We start from the raw sequence: 21134 nt of genomic DNA, 5'->3' as shown, positions 1-21134 counted from the left end.
ATGAGCGACACGGACGAAATCCCCGTCGCGCACCGCACCCACGTCGAACACAAACCTCGTCTGGCACGCACGATTCGGGTGCTGGCGCTGCCGATCGTGCTGGGCTGGTTGGTGCTCGCGGTCGGGGTCAATGTCTTTGTCCCGCAGTTGGAGAAGGTGGCCGAGGAGGTCTCGGTGCCGCTGTCGCCGTCGGACGCGCCGTCGGTGACCGGGATGAAGCACATCGGGGAGAAGTTCAAGGAGTACGACTCCGACAACCTCGTGCTGGTGACCCTGGTCGGGGACAAACCCCTCGGCGAGGACGCGCATCGCTTCTACGACGGCTTGGTCGAAAAGCTCAAGCGGGACCCGCACGTCGAGCACGCGCTGAACTTCTGGGGGCAGCGCTTCACGTCCTCGGGCGTGGAGAGCTACGACCACAAGTCCGCTTACGTCCAGGTCAACCTGCGCGGTGATCAGGGCGGTGCCGTCGGTGACAAGTCGGTGGCCGCGATCCGCAAAATCGTCGCGGATTCCAAGCCGCCGGCGGGGGTGAAGGCCTATGTGGCCGGTCAGGGCGCCCTGACCGCCGACACGATCGTCGTCGGCGACGCGAGCCTGGCCAAGATGACGATCATCACCATCATCATCATCGCGATCATGCTGATGTTCGTGTACCGGTCCATCGGCACGGTGTTGCTGACGATGGTCATCCTGTTCGTCGGGCTGGCGACCGGGCGAGGCGTGGTGGCGCTGCTGGGCGAAACCGGCATCATGGGGCTCTCGACGTTCGCCGTAAACCTGTTGACGGCGTTGGCCATCGCGGCGGGCACCGACTACGCGATCTTCATGGTCGGCCGCTATCAGGAGGGCCGCGAACGCGGGCTGGACCGGGAAGCCGCCTACTACGACACCTTCGCCGGCGTCACCAAGGTGGTGCTGGGCTCCGGCCTGACGATCGTCGGGGCGCTCGCGTGTCTGAAGTTCACCCGGCTGCCCTACTTCAGCTCGCTGGCGTTTCCGTGCGCGGTCGGTCTGCTCGTGGTGGTGGCCGCCGGGGTGACGCTGACGCCCGCGCTGATCGCGCTGGCAAGCGGCTTCGGCCTGTTCGACCCGAAGCGCAAGTTCAACTACACGCGGTGGCGCCGCTTGGCGACGGCCATCGTGCGGTGGCCCGCACCCATTCTGGCCACCTCGGTCATCCTGGCCATCGTCGGCGCCATCGGTTTGATGGGCTTCACCCCGCGCTACAACGACCTCTACTACCTACCGCAGAGCGCGGCGTCGGTGCAGGCGTACAACGCGGCCGATCGGCACTTCACCCAGGCCCGGTTGAATCCGGACCTGCTGATGATCGAATCGGACCACGATCTGCGCAATCCCCGGGACATGCTGGTGCTGGACAAGGTTGCCGGTGCCATCTTCCGGGTGCCCGGAATCGAACGGGTGCAAAGCATCACCCGGCCGTTGGGGCCGCCGATTCAAGACGGATCGGTCCCGTTTCAGCTCAGCGTGCAAAGCGCGCCGATCCGCAGCAACCTCGATTATCTGAAGGCCCGGGTCGGCGACATCAAGAAGATCACCGGGTTCCTCGACACCCAGATTGCCCTGTTGGAGCGCCAGTACGCGGTGACCCAGAAGCTCGCGAACGCCGCGGACGACAGCTCGAAAACCACCGGGGAGACGGCGGCCATCACCGACCAGATCCGGGACCACATCGCGGATTTCGACGACTTCTGGAGACCGATTCGCAGCTACTTCTACTGGGAGAAGCACTGCTATGACATCCCGATCTGCTGGTCGCTGCGCAGCCTGTTCGACGCCCTGGACGGGTTCGATCAGCTGGCCGAAAAGTTCCACGCCCTCACCAGCGACCTGACCGACACGGCCAAGGCCACGCGCGAACTGCTGGCGATCATTCCGGAGAACATCGCCGTGTCGAAGTCGATCCGGGATACGACGCTGACCATCTACAGCTCGTTCGACAGCCTGATCGCCCAGTTCGACCGGCTGACCGACACCAACGCCGTGATGGGCAAGTCGTTCAACGACTCTCAAGTGGAGAGCCTTTTCTACCTGCCGCCCGAGATCTTCCAGAACCCCGACTTCCAGCTGGGCCTGAGCTTGATGGTGTCACCGGACGGCAAGGCCGCCCGCTTCATCATCACCCACGCGACGGATCCGGCGACGGTCAAGGGCATCGCGTCCGTCGATCAGGAGCGGCAAGCGGCCAAGGAGGCGCTGAAGCTGACCTCGCTGGAGAACGCCGACATCTATCTCGGCGGCACGGCCGCAACGTTTTACGACATCGCCAACGGCGCCAAGTACGACCTGATGATCGCGGCGGTGGCCTCGATCGTGCTCATCTTCATCATCATGGTGATCGTCACCCGCGCGTTGGTCGCCGCGGGCGTCATCGTCGGCACAATCGTGCTGTCGCTGGGCGCCGCCTTCGGGTTCTCGACGCTGATCTGGCAGCACCTCGCCGATTTCCAGTTGCACTGGGTGGCAACCGAATTCGCGTTGATTGTGCTCCTGGCGGTGGGGTCGGACTACAACCTGATGCTGGTGTCGCGGATCGAGGAGGAGATCGGCGCCGGCCTGAAAACCGGACTCATCCGCGGCATGGGAGTCACCGGCCCGGTGGTGACCGCCGCGGGCGTGGTGTTCGCCGTGACCATGGGCGCGATGATCACCAGCGACCTGCGGGCGATCGGCCAATTCGGCACCACGATCGGCATCGGCCTGTTGTTCGACACCTTCGTCGTCCGATCCCTCATCACGCCCTCGATCATGACGGCGATGGGTCGCTGGTTCTGGTGGCCGAAGCGGGTACGGGTGCGTCCGGCCAGCCAGATGCTTCGCTCCGTGGGGCCGCGGCCGCTGGTTCGCGCTCTGCTGCACCAGCCGCGCCACGCGGTCCCGCCCCCACCGACGACATAGCCCCGGCCGGGGGTCAGCGCGGCCGACCGCGCAGGCCGCCGTCGACGACCTTGACGCTTTTGGCAACAGGTAGGCCAGCGCGCGCGACAACCCTTATGCCGCAGCACGATTACCGTGATGTGCGGCCGCTTACGGGTAGCTGCTGTCCGCTGACGCCGCCGCCGGGTTTGCCGGTTACTCGCATAACACCTCCGGCAGCGGCCCCGGGGGACTACATTGTTGCGATCGGTAGGGGGCCGGCGAAAGGACGCTATCGATATGAGCATCGACAACGAATCGACGGCGTCGCGCCAGTTCGTCGCCTCCGCTGCCGCCTTCTCCTCCAAGTGGACCAAGGGAATTCGCTACTGGCAGGTCGGCTACACCGCGGTCTTCATCGCCTTCGTCGTGTTCATCGCGGTGAAGATGTTGGGCACCTTGAAGATCGTCAATCTCCGCACGCCGCACATCGGCGCCGCGGCCATCTACGCCCTGCCGATCGGGCTGGTTGTGGTGGGCGCGGCGATCGGTGGCTACCTGTGGTGGCGGTCGCGCCGCACCTACCTCCTCACCGTCGCCGGCGACAGGCTCACCATCGGCCGGCGGCGCCCCGAGGTCTATCCACTGGCTGACGCGCAGCTGGGCCTGTGGGTGGACAACGGCGTCGCCCTTCATCTGCACTCCGGGCGACGCCGCTTCGTGTTGGGCGGTCGAGACCGTCGCATCGGGCCGGGGACACCGCTTGCCGCGCCGCCGGTCCCACTCGTCGACGCATCGCTCGGCGCGGCCGACTTCGACGAATTGCTTGCCCTGGGCGGCTGGTCGGCGGCACGCGGGCCCGCCACCGGGGAACCGATTCGGTGTCTGCTGTTCCCCAACCCGTTGGAGACCCAACGGATGGGTTCGTTCGCGCTGCGGAAGAAGCAACGCCTCATCCGGTCGCTCTCGCAACCGCAACTGCTCATCGACCTGGACGCCGACAGTATCCGGGTCATCGACCCGAACAACGACGCCGTCATGGCGATGACCTGGGTGGCACGGGTGACGGCCACCCCGGCCACCTACCGGCTCCCGGCCGGACATGCCGTCCCGTCCGCCCAGCATATCGCGAGCGACGCTGTGGGCCAGTACTTTTCGACCATGCCGGCGCTACGGATCGACATTGCCGGCATGGCACCCCTGACCGTCGGCTGTCGCGCGTTCGACGGGCTCAAGCAGCGTTGCTCGTGGTCGCCGGACGTTCCCACCACCCACGAGCCCCCGACCTATGCGGTCTCGGCGGCCGACTGGCAAAGCCTCGTCGAAAAGCTCGGCCTGGCCGCCCGCCTGGCGGACACCGCCTAGGACGGCACCCGGCGGTCAGTTGGTGGCCGAGGCGTAGCCCGCTCGTGACCTTCTCGCGACGGCGGCCAAGGACGCTCATCAGGTGACGGTAATTACGGCCATCGGCGCGCTCGCGACGGCGGCCTTCCTCGGCTACCACGTCGGCCGCCGCGCGGGCTCGCCGCGGCAGACCTGGGCGAAGCGCACCAGCAGGCCCGCGTTGGGCAGGCTGGCGATCACCCTGATCGCGATGATCGCGGCGCGTCGGATCCAGCAGCGCCTCCGGGCCGAGCGCGGGCGCGCCGCGACCCACGCATCGAGACTGGTTGCACCGCTCGGTATTTTGCGTGCGGGCGTAACGCGGATCCGGTGCTACTAGATAAGAGGAACACAACGAGATGGCTGCACTGCACGACAAGGTGGCGTTGGTGACCGGGGCGTCGTCGGGACTGGGCGCCGAAACCGCCAAACTGTTCTCGAGCCGGGGCGCAACGGTTTTCGGCATCGGCCGCGACACCGCCCGCCTGGCCGAGGTGTTCGCCGGCATCGAACGCGGCGGATTCGCGTCGGTGGACATCGCCTCACCGCAGGCCTGCACCGAGGCGGTCGCGCAGTGCGTGCGTGATTTCGGCGGACTGGACGTGCTCGTCAACGTCGCCGGGATACACCGGATGCGCCGGACGGAATCGATGACCGACGAGGACTGGGAGCACGACCTCGCGGTAAACCTGAACGGGCCGTTCTTCCTGTGCAGGGCGGCGCTGCCGGAGCTGCTGGAACGCGGCGGCAACATCGTCAACGTCAGCTCCATCGCCGGCGTCGAGGGACAGGCGTATTCGGCCGGCTACTGCGCGGCCAAGCATGGATTGATCGGTCTAACCCGCGCGCTGGCAGTGGAATACACCGCGGACCGGCTGCGCGTCAATGCGGTATGCCCTGGTGGCATGCTCACCCCGCAGATCGAACGGTTCAGCGCGCCGGACGATCCGAACTACGACCTGATCCTGCGCACCGCCGCACCGCGCGGCATGATGCGACCGCTCGACGTCGCGAATGTGATCGCGTTCCTCGCCAGCGACGCGGCCGCTGCCGTGCACGGCGCCGTCTATCGGGTGGACAACGGCAAGGGCGCCGGCTGACGGGCCCGACGCCGGCATCGTGCCTGCGCTACCAGAGCAGCGTGTCGAACATCAGCGCCGTGCCGGCGGCGGTGAACGCCTGATACAGCGGCTCCATGCGGGCGAGCCGCGCGGGTACGCGTGCCAGCCGGCGCTGGCCGACGAAGCGATAGAGCCAATAGACCGCCAGGGCGGCAAATCCCAGCGCCCCCAACCAGTTTGCCGCAGCCACCCAGGAGAATCCGCCGGCGCCCGGGGACGCCGGATGCTCGGGTAGCCGCATGCCGGGCATGTTCGCGCCCACCGAATCCGACGTCGAGTGCCCATGCGCGTGCGCACCCGTCGTGCCGCTGCTCATCAACGCATACATCCACGCCATCGCCGCCATCATCGCCGCGTAATAGCAGGTTTTGAGTCGCTCTCGGGATTCCGCCGATGCCCGCACGGCCAAGAACACGAACCAAGCCCCCGCCAGCAGGAAAAAGAGCGTCGGCGCAACCGCGGGAAGGCCCAGGCCGACACGCCACACCATCAGGATCATCGCCGCCGACATCGCCAGGTGCAGCAGGTGATTGACCGCGCAGCTCCACCGATCGCGTTGCGACACAGCAAGATAGGCGTACGCCGCAAGGCTCGCACCGAACAGCGCGGTGACGGCCCAGCGCACCGTGAGCTCGCCGATCATGGCAGGCGACATCGTGACCTGGCGAAGACCGCCCGCGGCTGCGCTGCGTCCATGGCGCCACAGTACCCCTGCGGGGTATCGAAACCAACGGGGGATCGGGTATCGGCGAACGGGCCGGATTGGATAACGGTTGCAGCACGTTTCGGCCAACCCTCGACACGTCGCGTCGCACCGCGTTTGGCGTGATTGACAATTCGGGGCATGACGCAATCGCGGAAGTCCGACGATGGCGCGTGAAATCTCACGGCAGACGTTTCTGCGCGGAGCAGTGGGAGCGTTGGCGGCCGGCGCGGTGCTCGGCGCACCCCGGGTTGGAGCCGATCCGCGACCCTCGGGCTGGGAGGGTCTGTCGACCGCCCTCGGCGGGAAGGTGCTGCTCCCGGACAGCCCCCAATTCGCCGGGGCCAAGCAAGTTTTCAACACCAACTACAACGGCTCCACGCCCGCTGCGGTCGTCACGCCGACGTCGGCGGCGGACGTGCAGAAGGCGATGGCGTTCGCCGCCGCCCACAACCTCAAGGTCGCTCCGCGCAGCGGCGGGCACTCCTATACCGGCGCGTCCACCGCGAACGGGACCATGGTGCTCGACCTGCGTCAACTGCCCGGCGACGCCAACTACGACGCCGCCACGGGACAGGTCACCGTGACACCGGCCACCAGCCTCTACACCATGCACCGGACGCTGGCGGCCGTCGGCCGTGGCGTCCCGACCGGGACCTGCCCGTCGGTCGGCGCCGCAGGTCACGCGCTGGGCGGGGGGATGGGTGCTCAGTCGCGGCATGCGGGCCTGCTCTGCGATCAGTTGACGTCGGCGTCGGTGGTGCTGCCCAGTGGCCAGGCGGTCACCGCGTCCGCCGCCAGCAACCCCGACCTGTTCTGGGCGTTACGCGGCGGCGGTGGGGGAAACTTCGGTGTGACCACCTCGCTGACCTTCGCCACGTTCCCCACCAAGGACGTCGATGCCGTCAACCTCAACTTCCCACCGCAGTCGTTCGCGCAGGTGCTGGTGGGCTGGCAGAACTGGTTGCGCACTGCGGACCCGAACAGCTGGGCGTTGGCGGACGCCACCGTCGACGCGATGGGCGTGCACTGCCGCATCCTGGCGACCTGCCCGGCCGGGTCCGGCAACAGCGCCGCGGCGGCCATCACGCAGGCGGTGGGAATACAACCCTCCGGGGTGGAGACCCACACCTTCAACTACATGGACCTGGTGAACTACCTGGCCGTGGGCAACCTCAACCCGCAGCCCCTCGGATACGTCGGCGGGTCCGACGTGTTCCCCACCGTCAATGCGGCGGTGGCGCAGGGCATCGCCGCGGCGGTCAACGCGTTTCCCCGCAACGCGGGCCGGATGCTGGCCATCATGCACGCGCTGGACGGCGCGCTGGCCACCGTGGCGCCCGCCGCGACGGCGTTTCCGTGGCGACGGCAGTCGGCGCTGGTGCAGTGGTACGTCGAAACCTCCGGTGACCCCGCGCCCGCAACCAACTGGCTCGCCTCGGCACACCAAGCGGTGCAACAGTATTCGGTCGGCGGCTATGTGAACTATCTGGAGGCCAACCAGTCACCGGCGCGCTACTTCGGCCCCAACCTGTCCCGGCTGAGCGCGGTGCGCCAGAAGTACGATCCCGGCCGGGTCATGTTCTCCGGGCTCAATTACTAGGCGCCGGCGCCGCCGTCGCCAATCGATGATTAGCCCGCCTTGGTACGGGGTACTTCCTCTGCATCTGTGCGGACGAAGGGTTGGCGAATGGCAGTGGAGCACGGTCGTGCACGGTGCCCGCGATGCATGGCATGGGCGCAGTACCGGTTTCTGGAACGCGACGACAGCAAGCTCGAATATCAGGTTAGTTGCGATGAGTGCGGCAACCATTACTCCGAGGTGACCGCCACGACGCCGGCCGCGTAGCCCGGTCCGCGCCGGCCGTCGCACCTGCCGCATTACGGAAGTTGCTACTCGTGTAAAGTCGAGGACTGCGAGCCAAGACGCCCCCTTCGGAGCAGCGCCTAGTGCGCGCAAACGCCGTGCGGAACGCGTTGAAAGGGGCGGCGTGGACGACATTTTGGCCCAGGCCACCATCTTCCAGGGAATCGACCCGGAGGCGGTCGCCGCGTTGTCGCGGCACCTGCAACACGTGTCCTTCCCGCGCCGACGCACCGTCTTCGTCGAAGGCGAGCCGGGCGACGACCTCTACGTCATCGTGTCGGGCGCGGTGAAGATTCGCCATCAGACGGCGGACGGCCGCGAGACGGTCTTCGCGGTGTTAGGCCCCGGCGACGTGTTCGGTGAGCTCGCGCTCTTCGACCCGGGCCCTCGAACCTCGACGGTGATCACCCTGACCGAGGTGGAAGCCCTCCGGATGGACCGCAATGCCCTGCGGACGTGGATCATCGAACGGCCCGAAATCGCCGAGCAACTGCTGCGGGTGCTCGCGCGCCGGCTCCGGCACACGAACAACACCTTGTGCGACTTGATCTTCACCGACGTTCCTGCCCGGGTTGCGAAGCAAATCCTGGACCTGGCAATGCGATTCGGCACCGACAGCGGCGGCCCGGTGCGCGTCGAGCATCACCTCACCCAAAAGGAGCTCGCTCAGCTGGTCGGCTCCTCGCGGGAAACGGTCAACAAGGCGCTGGCGGACTTCGCCCAGCGGGGGTGGATCCGCCAGCAGGGCAAGGCCCTGATCATCGACCAGCCCGCGAAGTTGGCTCGGCGCGCTCGAGCCTAAGCTGTCGGCGCCGGTAACGGCACCGGTCTCGGCATGAGCACGATCGTCCACCCGTCCGGGTCCAAGAAGGCGTCCGCTCCGTTGCGACGCCACCACGGGTTGTCGAGCACGACTTCCTCGGCTCCGGCCTCTCGGCAGCGGGCGGCCACGGATTGCTGTTGGGCCGCCGACTCGAAGTAGAACACCAGCAGGTTTTCCCGGGTGGGCGCCGTGCCGTCGATCCCGTCGCGGTGGGCCACGAATTCAAGGTGGTATTGATCGCCGGGCAGGCCGAACATGACCACCGACCATTCGTCGTCGCCCGCAGAGTGCAGCTGGGGCAAATGCAGTACGTCCCGGTAGAATTCGACGATCCGGTCGAGCTGGGCGGTGGGTCGGGCGAACCGCACTTGCACCGCGGGAAGTTGCGCCGGCCAGGCGCCGGTGCTCGGCTCAACCATGTGGACTCCCTTCCCGCCCCTCAGGTGATCGACCAGAATTCCAGCAGCGTGCGCAGGGTCGCGACCAACGGCAGTGGTTGGTCCAGCATAGGGTGGTGCCCCGCTTGGGCCAACTCCACGAAGGGTCCTCGCAACTGGAGCAGGGAGCGGATCCGTTCTGCCATGGCGGGCGGCACCAGGCCCGCCTCGCAGCGCAAATAGCCTACGCGGCAACGCATTGCGGTCAGCATGCTCTCCAGCGACTCTTCGTCGGCGGGCGTCGGCTGCAGGAACTCACCGCCGAAAATGGTCGGATCGAACTTCCACACCCATCCCGCGCTGGTCTTGCGTATCGACTCGGCCGCGATGTGCTCCCGAACATAGGGCAGGATGAGCTCTTGCGAGGGAACGGCCGTGAAGCGGGCCAGGATCTCGTTCCGAGTCCGGTATTCGGTGTGCTTGCGGCGGCGCAGCCGGCCCTCCTCGGGTGCGCGCTCCCACAGCGGTGAGTCGATCACCAGCATGCTGTTGATCTTCGAGCTGTAATGCATTGCGGCCGTGGACACCACCCAGCCGCCCATGCTGTGGCCGACGATGGTCGGTCGCCCCGCGGGTCCGGCGGCGGCCGCTGCCGCCATCACTTCGCCGGCCCAGATGCGCAGGTCGTAGCTGTCGCGTGGGTCGCTGTCGCCGTGCCCGGACAGATCCGGCGCAATCACCCGGTGGGTGTGCGAAAAGAAGGGCGCGATGTGGTCCCACCACCCGGAGTGCGCTCCGCCGCCGTGCACGAGCACCACCGGAGGTTGATCCGCGGCTCCCCATACCCGCATCCGGATGCGGCAACCGTCGACTTCGACGTCACAGCGTTCGGGCTTTTGATCGAGCGCGGCGGTGAACCACGATGGCGTAGCCGGCATCTGGCGCGAACGGGAAAACAGTTCTTGACCCTCCCTGTTCGCCATGCAGGACAGCACGCCCGACGTACCACTTTAGCTGCAGCGGAACGTTTTCGGAAGAACGCCCCATCCTGCGGGCGCCCAGGTTTTTGGGGGAGCGAAGGGCGGATTCAGGTTGCGGTGGCCAGCAAGTCGCGCACCGCGGTGTCGACGGTGCTCAGCAGCGCCGGATCGATGCCGGTGCGCCCGCGGACCAGGATGGACGCGTTGTTGGCTGGCGGCAGCCCCTCGGCCGGGCCGAGGCCGTCCGGGAACTTCCCGATCATGGGCAGCAGCGCCACCCCCAGCCCGGAGCGCACCGCTGCGTAGAGGCCGGACAGATCCCCGCACTCGGCGGCGATCTCGTAGTCGATGCGGTGGCTGTCCAAGATCGCGAAGGCGGGCTCACGCAGTGTGCACGGCTCGGAGAAGATCACCAGCGGCAGCGGGTCTTTCGGCGCGATGGTCAGCGTGCGCGCCGAAACCCATTGCAGGCGAACCAGTCCCGACGCGTTGGCCCGGTCCAGGCCGGCGCCGTCGAGCATGATTGCCACGTCGACCAATCCGCGGTCGATGGAGTCGGCCAGCGACACGTTGCGGTCGAGCCGGAAACGCACCCGGAGGTCGGGAAGGCGATCACGCAGCGCGCCCGACAGGCCGGCCAGCATGACGTCGGCGCCGTGCTCGGTGGCGCCGATGGTCAGGACCTTGTTCTCGGTGGCGCCGAGGTCGTCGAGCGCGGTGTCATGCGCGGCCAGGATGGTCCGGGCATGCCGCAGCGCCTTCTGCCCGACTTCGGTGAAAACCACGCCGCGGCCGGAACGTTGAACGATCGGTTCGCCGACGACGGCCTCGATTCGGCGTAGATGTTGGCTGACCGCGGATTGGCTCAGGTGCAGGGCGGCGGCAGCTCGGTGGAAGCCGCCGCAGTCGGCGACGGCGACGAGGCTGCGCAACGGCGCGATGTCCAGCACCTGGCCCACGGCCAGCAGCTTAATCCGATTCGATCGCTCGATCAATTCGCTGTATTGTGCGTCGAATCACAGCTGTTGGGCGCAGCGCTGATAAGTAAGCATGATCGGTGGCGATCCCAAATAATCGTTGGACGGCTCCGCTCGATCACGCGAGCATGGGTGCATGACTCGGCCGCGCATGCCCCTGACCACCGCCTCGGCGGTGACGTTCTTTTACGCGCTCGGTTACCCGATCGGAACGCTGGCGGTGGTCGCCATGACGCCGATGGCCGCCCTGGTGCTGCGGTTCGGTTTGGCCGCAATGGTTTTGGCGGTGTGGACCGCGATCGCCAAGGCGGGCTGGCCGCGTGGCGCCCGGCTCGGCCACGTCATCGTCGCCGGGCTGTTGATCCAGGGCGTGCAGTTCTGCTGCCTCTACGAGGCCGTGCAGCTGGGCGCACCGGCGGTGCTCTGCGCGGTGATGATCGCGATGAATCCCGTGGCCACCGCGATCCTGGCGGCGACGTTCCTTCGCGAACCGCTCGGCGTGCAGCGGACGGTGGCGCTGGTGCTGGGCGTGCTCGCGGTGCTCGCCGCCTGCTCACAGCGGTTGATGAGCACGCATGGGGTCGACCCGGTCATCGTGCTGCTTTTCGTTGCGCTGCTCGGCCTTTCGGCCGGAGGTGTTTACCAGCAGCGATTCTGCGGCGGTGTCGATTTCCGTGCGATGAGCGCCCTGCAAAACGGGGTCGCCCTGCTACCGGCGGCCGGGCTCGCGATGCTGACCCCTTTCGGGGTGCACGACGGCCGCAAGGCGCTGGTTGCGGTGGCCGCCATGGTGCTGCTGAACGCCACGCTGGCGGTGAGCCTGTATGTGCGCGCCATCAACGCCCACGGCGCGGCGGCAGTGGCGATGCTGTTCGCCGTCATCCCCGCAGTGGCGGCCGTGCTGTCATGGATCATCCTCGGTCAACGGCCCGACCAGGGGGTGGCGGCGGGATTGGTGCTGGGCGGGCTCGCCTGCTGGATCAACACCAGGGCGGCGAGTCGGCCGCGCACGCAACGCGATGGCGTCCCGGCTGCTGCTCCGGCCGAATTGCAGTCGGTATCGCGGTGAGCGCTGGAACTGTCCTGGCCGGTGGGGATCGTCAATAGGCTTGCGCACCATCCGGTTGCGCGCCGTCGCCGATCTGTGAGAATGCGGTGGTGCATTCGGACGGCGGCCGGGCGGGATGGCGGCCAATCACGGCGCTGTGGGCGGTCCTTGCTGCGGGAGCCGTACTGTGTTGCCCGGCGCCGGCCCACGCGGACACCCAATTGTGCGACCCGTCGAGCGTCGATTCCACTCAGATGTGCCACTACGAGACCCCGTCACCGGATGTCCGGATGGTGTTTCCCGCCAACTATCCCGACGAGCAGACGATGATCGGCTATTTGACCAAGGTCGACAACGACTTTCGCAATGCCCGCTCAGCGGGTCAGACGTCGACGTCGCCGACGGCGCTGAAGGTTACCGGCACCCGGTACAGCTCGGGCTCGCAGGCGGCGGGCACCCAGTCGGTGGTGACCGAGATCTATCAGAACCTGGGCGCGGCGCACCCGATGGTTTGGTACAAGTCGTTCAACTACAACCTGGCCAGCCAGCAGCCCGTCACGTTCGACGCGTTGTTCCGGCCGGGAACACAACCGCTGCAGGAGATCTTGCCGATCGTGCAGAAGACGCTGGCCGACCGGTACCGTGCCACCGTCTCGATTCCGCCCGCCACCGGGCTCGACCCGGCGAACTACCAGAGCTTCGCCATCACCGACGACGCCATCGTGTTCTTCTTCGACCAGAACGCGCTGCAGCCGGCCATGGAAGCTACCCGGGTCTCCGTCCCGCGCAGCGCGATCGCGCCGTTGATCAGCCCCGGCATCGCATAGTGGCGCCGACGGACAGGGTCGGGCGTCACGGCAGCTCCACCTTGCTGGCCAGCCACCGGCCGTCCACCTTCTCCATGGTCATCTTGACCCGGCTGCGATCGAGTTGAGGCGCCGGCGCGGCGCCGTTGCTCACCGACTGATCGACGAACAGCACAACCTCCACCTTGTCCTCGGTGGCGGAGCGCACCGCGGCGTCGACCACATTCCCGTGCGCCGCCGCCTTGTTGTCGATCAGCGTCTGGCGCAGCTGGGCACTTGATTTGGTGTACATGTCTTTGAACTCACCGGTGGACCCGTCGAGAACCTCGGCGAAGTTCTTGTCGATCGCGGTGGTGTCCACGCTTGTCAGCGCGAGGATGTATTTCTTCGCCGCATCGAGGGCTTGCGCCGCGGCGACGTCCTTCTGATGCTGCTCGAACAGCAGCCAGCCCTCGTATCCGGCGGTGGCGAGCACCGCCGCCAGGATGCCGGCGGCAATCGCACGAACGAGCTTGATGCGCCGTCTTTTTCGCGGCCGCAGCGGTCCACCCTCGCCCTCGGCGGCTTTGTCGGTCTGTTCGCTCTGGTCAGGCGAGGCCTCGGCCACGTCGGGTTCGTCGGCCGGCGCGACCTCGTCGTCGGCGATGCCTTCCGCCGCGACGCGGAAGCGGCGCACCAACCAGGTTCCCCGGTTGCCGACGGTCTGCAGTGGTTTGCGGTCGTTCATCAGTTGCATGCGCCGGAGTCACGAAGTGCGTTCGCCCAGCCGGTGGCCGAGACGATGTTCGCGTGGGTGACGCCCGACGGATCCTTTCTCTTGATGCTGTCGCTGATCCGCGACAGCTGAAAAGCCAAGTGGGTCATGGATTCACCGCCGTATACCGGCGAATACGGCCCGAAGTTGTCGGGTTGGTTGGTGATGATCAACGGTTTGACCCGCGGGGCCAGAAAGGCCGTCGACCGGTCGATGTTGCCGACGACGGCGTCCGCATTCCGCTGCACCGCACCGGCCGCATAATCGTCGTGCTGGTCACCGAGATAGGTATTGAAGTCGTTGATCTGGCCCATCAGCGGGTCGAATTGGCTCTTGAACCACTGGCAGGAGTCCGACATGCCGGAGATCATCTCGGGCGTCACCCGAGAGGTGAAGGTGTTGTAGGGCCAGATGTCGAAGTTCGGCGACCAATCGCTCGGCGCCGGCGTGAACACCGGCAGCGGCGGGGGAGGCTGCCCCGGATCGGCGTGGGCGTGACCCGACAGCACGACAGCGGCGGCGAGCGCGGCGCCCGCCAGGCCGCTGCCCGCCCGTCGCAACCTCGTCAGAAACATCCCGCCTTCCCCCAGGAACACGATATCGTCCGGCCACCGAATATCGAAGGCATCTACATTTGCGACAAATCATCATTAACATCGGCCGCGTGGAAGGCGATCTTCCCCCGAAGTGATCGCCACGTCAAGGCACCGCCACCAGGTCTGTAACGGAGATGACCGGGGGTCATCACCAATTCAGCGCACGCGTCCCCGCAGCGCAGCTGCTGAGACCGACAACGAAGATCTTCCGCCGAAGCTGAGTAGCCGTTAACATATCCGCCCGTGGGGGCACAGCGAACGCTCAGTGACGAACACCGGCAGCCGCGAGTGGCTGCCCCGGGGCGCATCCGGCGATGACCGCCCAGGACGAGCGCGCGCTCGACGAGGACCGAGCACCCGACAGCGTGGCCACCATCCAGGAGTGGTCGGCCGGATATGTCGTGCGGCACCCGCTTGCCTCACTCAATACCCTTGGCGAGCAATACATTCTCGCGGTACGCACCGTCGAGTACTGCGTGGTCGATCTGTTCACCGGGCGCTTCCAATGGGCGGAGTTCGTGCGCCAGGGCGCATTCATGGCGGCCACCGCGGTATTGCCCACCGTGCTGGTGGCGCTGCCGATCGGCGTGACGCTGTCAATCCAGTTCGCCCTGCTGGCCAACCAGGTCGGTGCGACGTCGCTCGCCGGCGCAGCCAGTGGGCTCGCCGTGATCCGCCAGGCCGCCTCGCTGGTGGCCGCGGTGCTGATGGCGTCGGCCGTCGGCTCCGCGATCACCGCCGACCTCGGCTCGCGGACCATGCGTGAAGAGACCGACGCGATGGAGGTGATGGGCGTCTCGGTGATCCGCCGACTGGTGGTGCCGCGCTTCGCCGCGGCGATCATGGTCGGTGTCGCCCTGACCGGAATCACCTGCTTCGTCGGCTTTTTGGCCAGCTATCTGTTCAACGTGTATTTCCAGCGCGGCGCGCCGGGCAGTTTCGTGGCGACCTTCTCGTCCTTCGCCACCACCGAGGACATGATCGTCGCGCTGCTCAAGGCCGTGATCTACGGCGCGATCGTCGCGGTAATCGCCTGCCAGAAAGGCCTTTTCACCAAGGGCGGACCGGCGGGCGTGGCCAACTCGGTGAACGCGGCCGTGGTGGAGTCGATCCTGGTGCTGATGATCGTCAACGTCGGCATCAGCGAGTTGTACAACACGCTGTTCCCCAGGACCGGGTTGTGACATGACGGCCTCGACCTACATCCCCGGACTGGCGCGACCGTTCGTCGGTGCCTATCGGGTCGCCGCCGCGCCTACCATGCGGCTGGGACACATGCTGGTCTTCTTCGTCCGGGCGGTGCTCGCGGTGCCCACCGTGCTGCGGCAATACCGGACCGAATTCCTGCGGTTGCTGTCCAACATCGCGTGGGGCAACGGCTCGATCGTGGTCGGTGGCGGTACCGCGGGCGTTGCGGTGGTGCTCGGCTTCACCGCCGGCGCGTTGGTGGCCGTCGAGGGGTACAACTTCCTGAACCTGCTCGGGTTGGGCCCCGCGACCGGCATCATCTCGTCACTGGTCAACACCCGCGAACTGGCGCCGATCATGGCCTCGCTGGCCTTCGCGATGCAGGCCGGCTGCCGGTTCACCGCGCAACTCGGCGCCATGCGCATCGCCGAAGAGATCGACGCGCTGGAATCATTGGCCATCCGCCCCATCCCCTTCCTGGTCACGACGCGGCTGATGGCATCGGTGATCGCCGTCATTCCGCTCTACATCGCCTGCCTGGCGGTCACCTACCTGACCTGCCAGGTGGTGGCCAACATCATCAGCGGCGGATCCATCGGCCCGTACCTGCACTACTTCACGATGATGCTGAGCGCCAAGGACATCGCCTACTCGGTGCTCAAATGCGTGGTATTCGTCTGGCTCTCCTCCACCGTGCAGTGCTACTACGGGTTCTACGCCGCCGGCGGCCCCGAGGGTGTGGGAGTAGCCGCCGGGCATGCGATGCGGGCCAGCATCACCGTCGTGATCATGGTCAACATGTTGCTCACCATGGCGTTGTGGAGCATCGACGCGGGCGCGAGATTCGGTGGCTGAATGGCGAATTCGTTAGACTTCGACGGCCGCGGCCCCACCGACCACCAGCTGCTGGCCCTGGGGGCGACGGTGCTGCTGATCGCCGGGCTGATCACCGGCGGCCTGCTGCTGAAGTCCACCGGGCGGCTCAACGACTACATCCGCGTGGTCGCCGAGCTGACCAACGTGGGTGACGGGCTGCCGGCCCGGTCCGACGTCAAGTATCACGGGCTGCTCGTCGGCGCGGTCGACAACGTCATTCCCGCGGCCTACGGCAAGCCCAACTACGTGCACATCAACCTGAAACCCGAATACGCCCAGGATATTCCGAGCGCGGTGACGGCGCGGGTGGTTCCCAGCAACGTGTTCGCGGTGTCGTCGGTGCAACTCGTCGACGGCGCGCCGGGCCCCAGCATCCGCAACGGTGCGCGCATCCCCGAAGACCTGCAGCTGTCGACGGTGATCTTCCAGACCACCATCAGCAAGCTGCGTGACATCCTGGCCGCCACCGGGCGGGGCCGCGAAGACCACAGCGTCGGCATCCTGGCCGCCGTCGCCGCGGCCACGAACAACCGGCGCGGCCCGCTGCTCACCGCCGGTGCACAGTTGACCCGGGTGCTCGACGAGCTCAACGCCATCGTCGCCACCGACCCCGGGCCGTCCACGGTCTCGGCGCTGCTGGACGCTACCCGCGGGTTGCAGTCCACCGCGCCGGACCTGGTCGACGTCCTGCACGACGCGGTCAGACCGATGCAGACCCTGGTCGAGAAGCGCGAGCAGTTCCGGTCGCTGGTCACCGGCTCCTACCACACCTTCAGCGTCAACCGGCAGGCCTTCGACAACCACACCGACCAGCTGATCGAGATGACGCAGAATCTCACCCCGGTCCTCGGCGTCTTCGCGATGAACAGCGACAAATTCGTGCCCATCTTCACCAGGCTGAATCGTCTGTCCGACAAGTTCTTTCAAGAGGTATGGGATCCCGAGCTCGACACCGGGAACATGCGCGTCAATCTGGCGTTGACACCCACCTACACCTACACCCGGGCCGACTGCCCGCGATATGGCCAGCTGCAGGGGCCCAGTTGTTTCACCGCGCCGACGATCGCGGTGCGGCCGGACCTGCCCGAGGTGCTGCTACCGCAGAACTACCACCCACCCACGGATCTGGCGCCGCCGCCGGGCACCCAGATCGGACCCGACGGCAACCTGGTGGCGACCGGCCCTCCGCTGTACAACCCGAATCCCAGCCTGGCCGACCCCAACCCGCCCTTGCCGTGGTGGCCGTGGCAGATCGGTCCCGCGCCCCGGGTGCCGGGCACCGCCGACCCCGACGACGCGCCGCCGCCGGCGCCCCCGCCGAGCCCGGCCCCGCCGGGTCCGGTCGCACCAGCGGCGTACGGCGGCAACGTCGGTCCCGTTGGTAGCCAACGCGAACGCGACCAGCTGGGTCTGATCACCGGCCAGGGCCGGCCGGCGTCCGTGGCGACGCAGCTGCTCCTGGGGCCGGTGGCGCGCGGCAGCGCGGTCTCCCTGCAGCTACGGCCGGCGACGGGTGGACCGACATGAGGGTGCGCGGACCGCTGATCGGCCTATCGCTGTTCATGGCGATTGCCATCGCCGTGACCTGGATGGTGTATGCCACCCTGCGGCGCGATGTGGCCGGCCCCACCACGCCGTACGCGGCGATGTTCACCGACGTGTACGGGCTACGGGTGGGCGACGACGTCCGGATGGCCGGCGTGCGTGTCGGCCGAGTCGAAAAGGTGGAACTGGCCGGGAAATTGGCGAAGGTGTCGTTCATCGTCGAAAACGACCAGCGTTTGTACGGCAATACCGTAGCCTCGGTGACCTACCAGAACATCATCGGGCAGCGGTATCTGGGGCTGTCGCTCGGCGAAAGCGGAAGCAGGACAACGCTGTCCGCGGGCAGTGTGATACCGGTGCAGCAGACCGATCCCTCCTTCGACGTCGGCAAGCTGCTCAACGGCTTCGAGCCGCTGTTCACCTTGCTCAACCCCAAAGACGCCGACGACCTGACCAAGGGTGTCCTGCAATCCTTACAAGGCGACCAGGCCTCCATTCCGTTGCTGGTGGAACAGACGTCGACGATCACCAAGACCTTGTCGGCGCGCGACCAGTCGCTGGGCGATCTGATCAGCAGCCTGACCAGAGTCACCGACACCGTCGCCCGGCAGAACGACGACCTCGACCAGGCCCTGAACCAAACACGGGACGCGGTGGCCAATTTCGACGACCGCCGCGCGGCACTGCAGGACGACGTGGGCTCGATCGCCCGGGTGACCCGGCGGCTGTCGGCGATCGCCGACGACGTCGACCCGTCGCTGAACGAACTGATAACCCGGGAGCCGGGATTCAGCAAGCACCTGGTCGGGATCGAGCCCCAGCTGGCGTTCACCGGAGACAACCTGCCGTTGCTGCTCAAGGGATTTGCCCGCGCCGTCAGTGAGGGCTCCTACGGCAACGCCTACGCGTGCGACCTGAACGCCACCGGATTCTTCCCAGGACTCAACGACATCACCACCTTCATCGTCAACGCGGCCACGCCCGGCAACGCGTATCCGATCACCACGAAAAACCTGGGGTGGCAAACCCCGCGATGCAGGAACATGGCCAATGGCTGACACACGCAAACTGCGGTGGCTGCGACGGCGCCCGCTGGAGTCCTACAACCGGACATGGCTCGGGCTGGCCGGGCTGGTGGTGGTCGCCGTCCTGGTCGCGGTGTCGCTGGGAATCAAGTTGCTCGGCGTCGGATACAGCCACTACACCGCCGAATTCCTGCAAGCCGCAACGCTGCGGCCCGGCAACCCCATCACCGTCGCCGGCATCGAGGTCGGGCACGTCACCAGCATGAAACTCGCCGGCGATCACGTCGAGGCCGGTCTGAGCGTGCGCGACAACGTGCCGCTGGGCAAGGACACCCGAGCGGTGATCAAGGTCATGACCATCCTCGGGTCGCGTTATCTGGAGTTGGTGCCCGACGGCCCGGGTTCCCTACCAGCCAACACGATCCCGCTCGCCCACACCGAGGTGCCCTACGACCTGCAGTCGCTGCTGGAGGACGCCACCACCACCTTCGAGCAGGTCGACTCCGACCAGTTCGCGCAGTCACTGGCCGTGCTGGGCAAACAACTCGGCGGGGTGCCGCCGCTGGTACCTCAGGCCGTCGCAAACCTGCAGACGTTGTCGACGATCACCGCGGACCGGCGCGGCCAGCTGGGTGCGCTGCTGAAAAGCACTCAGCGCGTGGTCAATACGCTTCGCAATCAGCAGAGCAACATCGGGCATCTGATGGATCAGGGTCAGGATCTGCTCGGCCACCTGGTGGCGCGACAGGCCACCTTCCACGCCATGTTCGCGGCGCTGACCGAACTCGTGGACCAACTCGACAAGATCGTCGTCAACAACCGGCCGATGCTCGACGAGTTGTTCGCGAACCTGCACCAGCTGACCAACATGGTCGGCCAGCACGACGACCTGGTGCGCAACATCCTGCAGGTCGCCCCGGTGACGCTGCGGGGCCTGACCAACGCCACCGGCTACGGCCCGGTCGTCGAGTTCAACCTGCCCAATGGGCTGGCCATCGACTCCTGGATGTGCGCAATCAGCGGCCGGGCCAAGGAATTCAACATGATCCAGTACTTCAAGGACTGCAAATGACGTCCCGGCGACGCAAACTCATCGCCCTGGCTGCCGCCGCCGCGGCGCTGGCCGCCGTCGCCATCGGGGTGGTTGGCCACTACGTCAAGGCCCGCCTCGACACCATGACAGTGACGGCCCAATTCGACAGCGCCGCAGGCCTGTACGAGGGCAATGTCGTGGCGGTGCTCGGCATGCCGGTGGGCAAGGTCAGCAAGGTCACGTCCAAGGGCAGTTATGTGGAGGCCGAGCTGACGGTGGACAAGAAGGTGAAGATTCCTGCGGCGGTCCGCGCCGTCACCATCAGCACCTCGATCCTCACCGACCGCCAGGTGGAACTGACGCCGCCGTATCGCGGCGGGCCGGTGCTGAAGAACCACGACACCATCGGGCTCACCCGGACCAAGACGCCGGTCGCCTTCGACCGGGTGCTCGACATGCTCGACAAGGTGTCCAAATCGCTCAAGGGCGACGGCAAAGGCGGCGGGCCGATCGCCGACGTGAGCGACGCGGCGGTGGCCATCACCGACGGGAACGGCAAGAAGATCCTGGCCGCCCTCGATGAGCTTTCCAAGGCGCTGCGCCTCAGCTCCGAGCGGGGCGTCACCACCCGCGAGCAGCTGACCACCATCATCACCGACCTCAGCTCGATCACCGAGGCCGCCGCGCGCAACGACGCCAAGGTGCGCGAATTCGGTTCCACCACACGCCAGCTCAGCCAGATCCTGGCCGACGAGAAGTTCGGCACCGGCGCCACCGGTCGCACCATCAACCGCATCCTGGAAGAGGTCACCACGCTGATGGAGAACAACCGGGACAACCTCAAACAGGCCGTCCGCAACGGCGACACCGCCGCCAAGACACTCGTCGACGATCAGCGCGGCGTGGCCGAGCTGCTCGACGTGCTGCCGCTGACCCTGGAAAACCTCTACAACACCGTCGACCAGAACAACGGCGCGATCCGGGTGCACGGCCTGCTCGACAAGGCGCTCACCGACAGCCAGTCCGCCAAGGAGCTGTGCAATCTGATGCATCTGCGCCAATTAGGTTGCAGCACCGGCACGTTGCAGGACTACGGCCCCGACTTCGGGCTGACCTACATACTCGACGGTCTTTCGGCGATGGGGCAGTAGC

General features: G+C 66.8%; 20 protein-coding genes. 14 read left to right on the top strand and 6 right to left on the bottom strand.

Features of this window, described 5'->3' with window-relative positions; genetic code table 11:
- The 4 genes from NF20_RS22015 (at position 1) to NF20_RS22000 (ending at position 5363) form a co-directional block, all read left to right on the top strand.
- The gene (locus tag NF20_RS22015) at positions 1-2922 is read left to right on the top strand and encodes an RND family transporter (RefSeq protein WP_175417489.1); all 2922 of its coding nucleotides are present in this window, start codon (positions 1-3) and stop codon (positions 2920-2922) included.
- Between the two features lie 258 nt (positions 2923-3180).
- On the top strand, positions 3181-4245 hold the full coding sequence (locus NF20_RS22010; RefSeq protein WP_033711867.1) for a hypothetical protein: 1065 nt from the start codon (positions 3181-3183) through the stop codon (positions 4243-4245).
- A gap of 82 nt (positions 4246-4327) precedes the next feature.
- Positions 4328-4603 carry a hypothetical protein gene (locus NF20_RS22005; protein WP_033711865.1) on the top strand — a complete coding sequence of 92 codons (276 nt, stop codon included), beginning with the start codon at positions 4328-4330 and terminating at the stop codon, positions 4601-4603.
- Between the two features lie 19 nt (positions 4604-4622).
- Complete coding sequence (locus NF20_RS22000; protein ID WP_033711863.1) at positions 4623-5363, top strand: SDR family NAD(P)-dependent oxidoreductase; 741 nt, start codon at positions 4623-4625, stop codon at positions 5361-5363.
- A 28-nt stretch (positions 5364-5391) separates the two neighbouring features.
- Here NF20_RS22000 and NF20_RS21995 read toward each other — a convergent pair whose 3' ends face one another.
- Positions 5392-6027, bottom strand: coding sequence for a DUF5134 domain-containing protein (locus NF20_RS21995; RefSeq protein WP_033711862.1), 636 nt, complete (start codon positions 6025-6027; stop codon positions 5392-5394).
- Between the two features lie 226 nt (positions 6028-6253).
- Here NF20_RS21995 and NF20_RS21990 point away from each other — a divergent pair, with 226 nt between their 5' ends.
- Both NF20_RS21990 and NF20_RS21985 read left to right on the top strand, forming a co-directional pair.
- Positions 6254-7690 (top strand): FAD-dependent oxidoreductase, encoded by a 1437-nt coding sequence (locus tag NF20_RS21990; protein ID WP_033711861.1) that lies wholly within the window; start codon positions 6254-6256, stop codon positions 7688-7690.
- Between the two features lie 388 nt (positions 7691-8078).
- Positions 8079-8756 carry a Crp/Fnr family transcriptional regulator gene (locus tag NF20_RS21985; protein ID WP_003874716.1) on the top strand — a complete coding sequence of 226 codons (678 nt, stop codon included), beginning with the start codon at positions 8079-8081 and terminating at the stop codon, positions 8754-8756.
- Here the strand turns inward: NF20_RS21985 and NF20_RS21980 are convergent.
- From NF20_RS21980 to NF20_RS21970, 3 genes are all read right to left on the bottom strand, one after another.
- Positions 8753-9196, bottom strand: a complete 444-nt coding sequence (locus tag NF20_RS21980) for a VOC family protein (protein WP_003874715.1) — start codon at positions 9194-9196, stop codon at positions 8753-8755. The genes NF20_RS21985 and NF20_RS21980 overlap by 4 nt on opposite strands.
- A 20-nt stretch (positions 9197-9216) precedes the next feature.
- Entirely contained in the window at positions 9217-10149 is a 933-nt protein-coding gene (locus NF20_RS21975) for an alpha/beta fold hydrolase (protein WP_175417490.1), read from the bottom strand.
- Positions 10150-10241: 92 nt separating this feature from the next.
- On the bottom strand, positions 10242-11129 hold the full coding sequence (locus tag NF20_RS21970; RefSeq protein ID WP_019731905.1) for a LysR family transcriptional regulator: 888 nt from the start codon (positions 11127-11129) through the stop codon (positions 10242-10244).
- A gap of 118 nt (positions 11130-11247) precedes the next feature.
- On the opposite strand from NF20_RS21970, the gene NF20_RS21965 reads away from it, so the two are divergent.
- Together NF20_RS21965 and NF20_RS21960 are read left to right on the top strand one after the other, a co-directional pair.
- Complete coding sequence (locus tag NF20_RS21965; protein WP_023868832.1) at positions 11248-12180, top strand: DMT family transporter; 933 nt, start codon at positions 11248-11250, stop codon at positions 12178-12180.
- An 86-nt stretch (positions 12181-12266) separates the two neighbouring features.
- Positions 12267-12986 carry an esterase gene (locus NF20_RS21960; RefSeq protein ID WP_033711855.1) on the top strand — a complete coding sequence of 240 codons (720 nt, stop codon included), beginning with the start codon at positions 12267-12269 and terminating at the stop codon, positions 12984-12986.
- Positions 12987-13011: 25 nt separating this feature from the next.
- On the opposite strand, the gene NF20_RS21955 is transcribed toward NF20_RS21960, so the two are convergent.
- On the bottom strand, positions 13012-13701 hold the full coding sequence (locus NF20_RS21955) for an Mce associated membrane protein (protein ID WP_033711853.1): 690 nt from the start codon (positions 13699-13701) through the stop codon (positions 13012-13014).
- Complete coding sequence (locus NF20_RS21950; protein WP_050593708.1) at positions 13692-14315, bottom strand: hypothetical protein; 624 nt, start codon at positions 14313-14315, stop codon at positions 13692-13694. The genes NF20_RS21955 and NF20_RS21950 overlap by 10 nt, the downstream gene beginning before the upstream one ends.
- Positions 14316-14629: 314 nt before the next feature.
- Here NF20_RS21950 and NF20_RS21945 point away from each other — a divergent pair, with 314 nt between their 5' ends.
- From NF20_RS21945 to NF20_RS21920, 6 genes are read left to right on the top strand one after another with little or no spacing between them, the layout of a single operon-like run.
- Positions 14630-15499: an MlaE family ABC transporter permease gene (locus NF20_RS21945; protein ID WP_009974293.1), complete on the top strand. Its 870-nt coding sequence runs from the start codon at positions 14630-14632 to the stop codon at positions 15497-15499.
- A gap of 1 nt (position 15500) precedes the next feature.
- Entirely contained in the window at positions 15501-16358 is an 858-nt protein-coding gene (locus NF20_RS21940; protein ID WP_009974294.1) for an ABC transporter permease, read from the top strand.
- Positions 16359-17906: an MlaD family protein gene (locus NF20_RS21935; RefSeq protein ID WP_023862065.1), complete on the top strand. Its 1548-nt coding sequence runs from the start codon at positions 16359-16361 to the stop codon at positions 17904-17906.
- A complete protein-coding gene (locus NF20_RS21930; RefSeq protein WP_033711852.1) occupies positions 17903-18982 on the top strand; it encodes an MCE family protein in 1080 nt (359 codons plus the stop codon). The genes NF20_RS21935 and NF20_RS21930 overlap by 4 nt, the downstream gene beginning before the upstream one ends.
- Positions 18975-20021 carry an MCE family protein gene (locus tag NF20_RS21925; RefSeq protein ID WP_023862064.1) on the top strand — a complete coding sequence of 349 codons (1047 nt, stop codon included), beginning with the start codon at positions 18975-18977 and terminating at the stop codon, positions 20019-20021. The genes NF20_RS21930 and NF20_RS21925 overlap by 8 nt, the downstream gene beginning before the upstream one ends.
- A complete protein-coding gene (locus NF20_RS21920) occupies positions 20018-21133 on the top strand; it encodes an MCE family protein (protein WP_003876028.1) in 1116 nt (371 codons plus the stop codon). The genes NF20_RS21925 and NF20_RS21920 overlap by 4 nt, the downstream gene beginning before the upstream one ends.
- Position 21134 lies beyond the last annotated feature (1 nt).

It is taken from the genome of Mycobacterium sp. MAC_080597_8934 (genome assembly GCF_000523975.1).
GTDB lineage: Bacteria > Actinomycetota > Actinomycetes > Mycobacteriales > Mycobacteriaceae > Mycobacterium > Mycobacterium avium.
The sequence above is the reverse complement of the archived record's forward strand: the minus strand, read 5'-3'. Positions and strand labels throughout refer to the sequence as shown.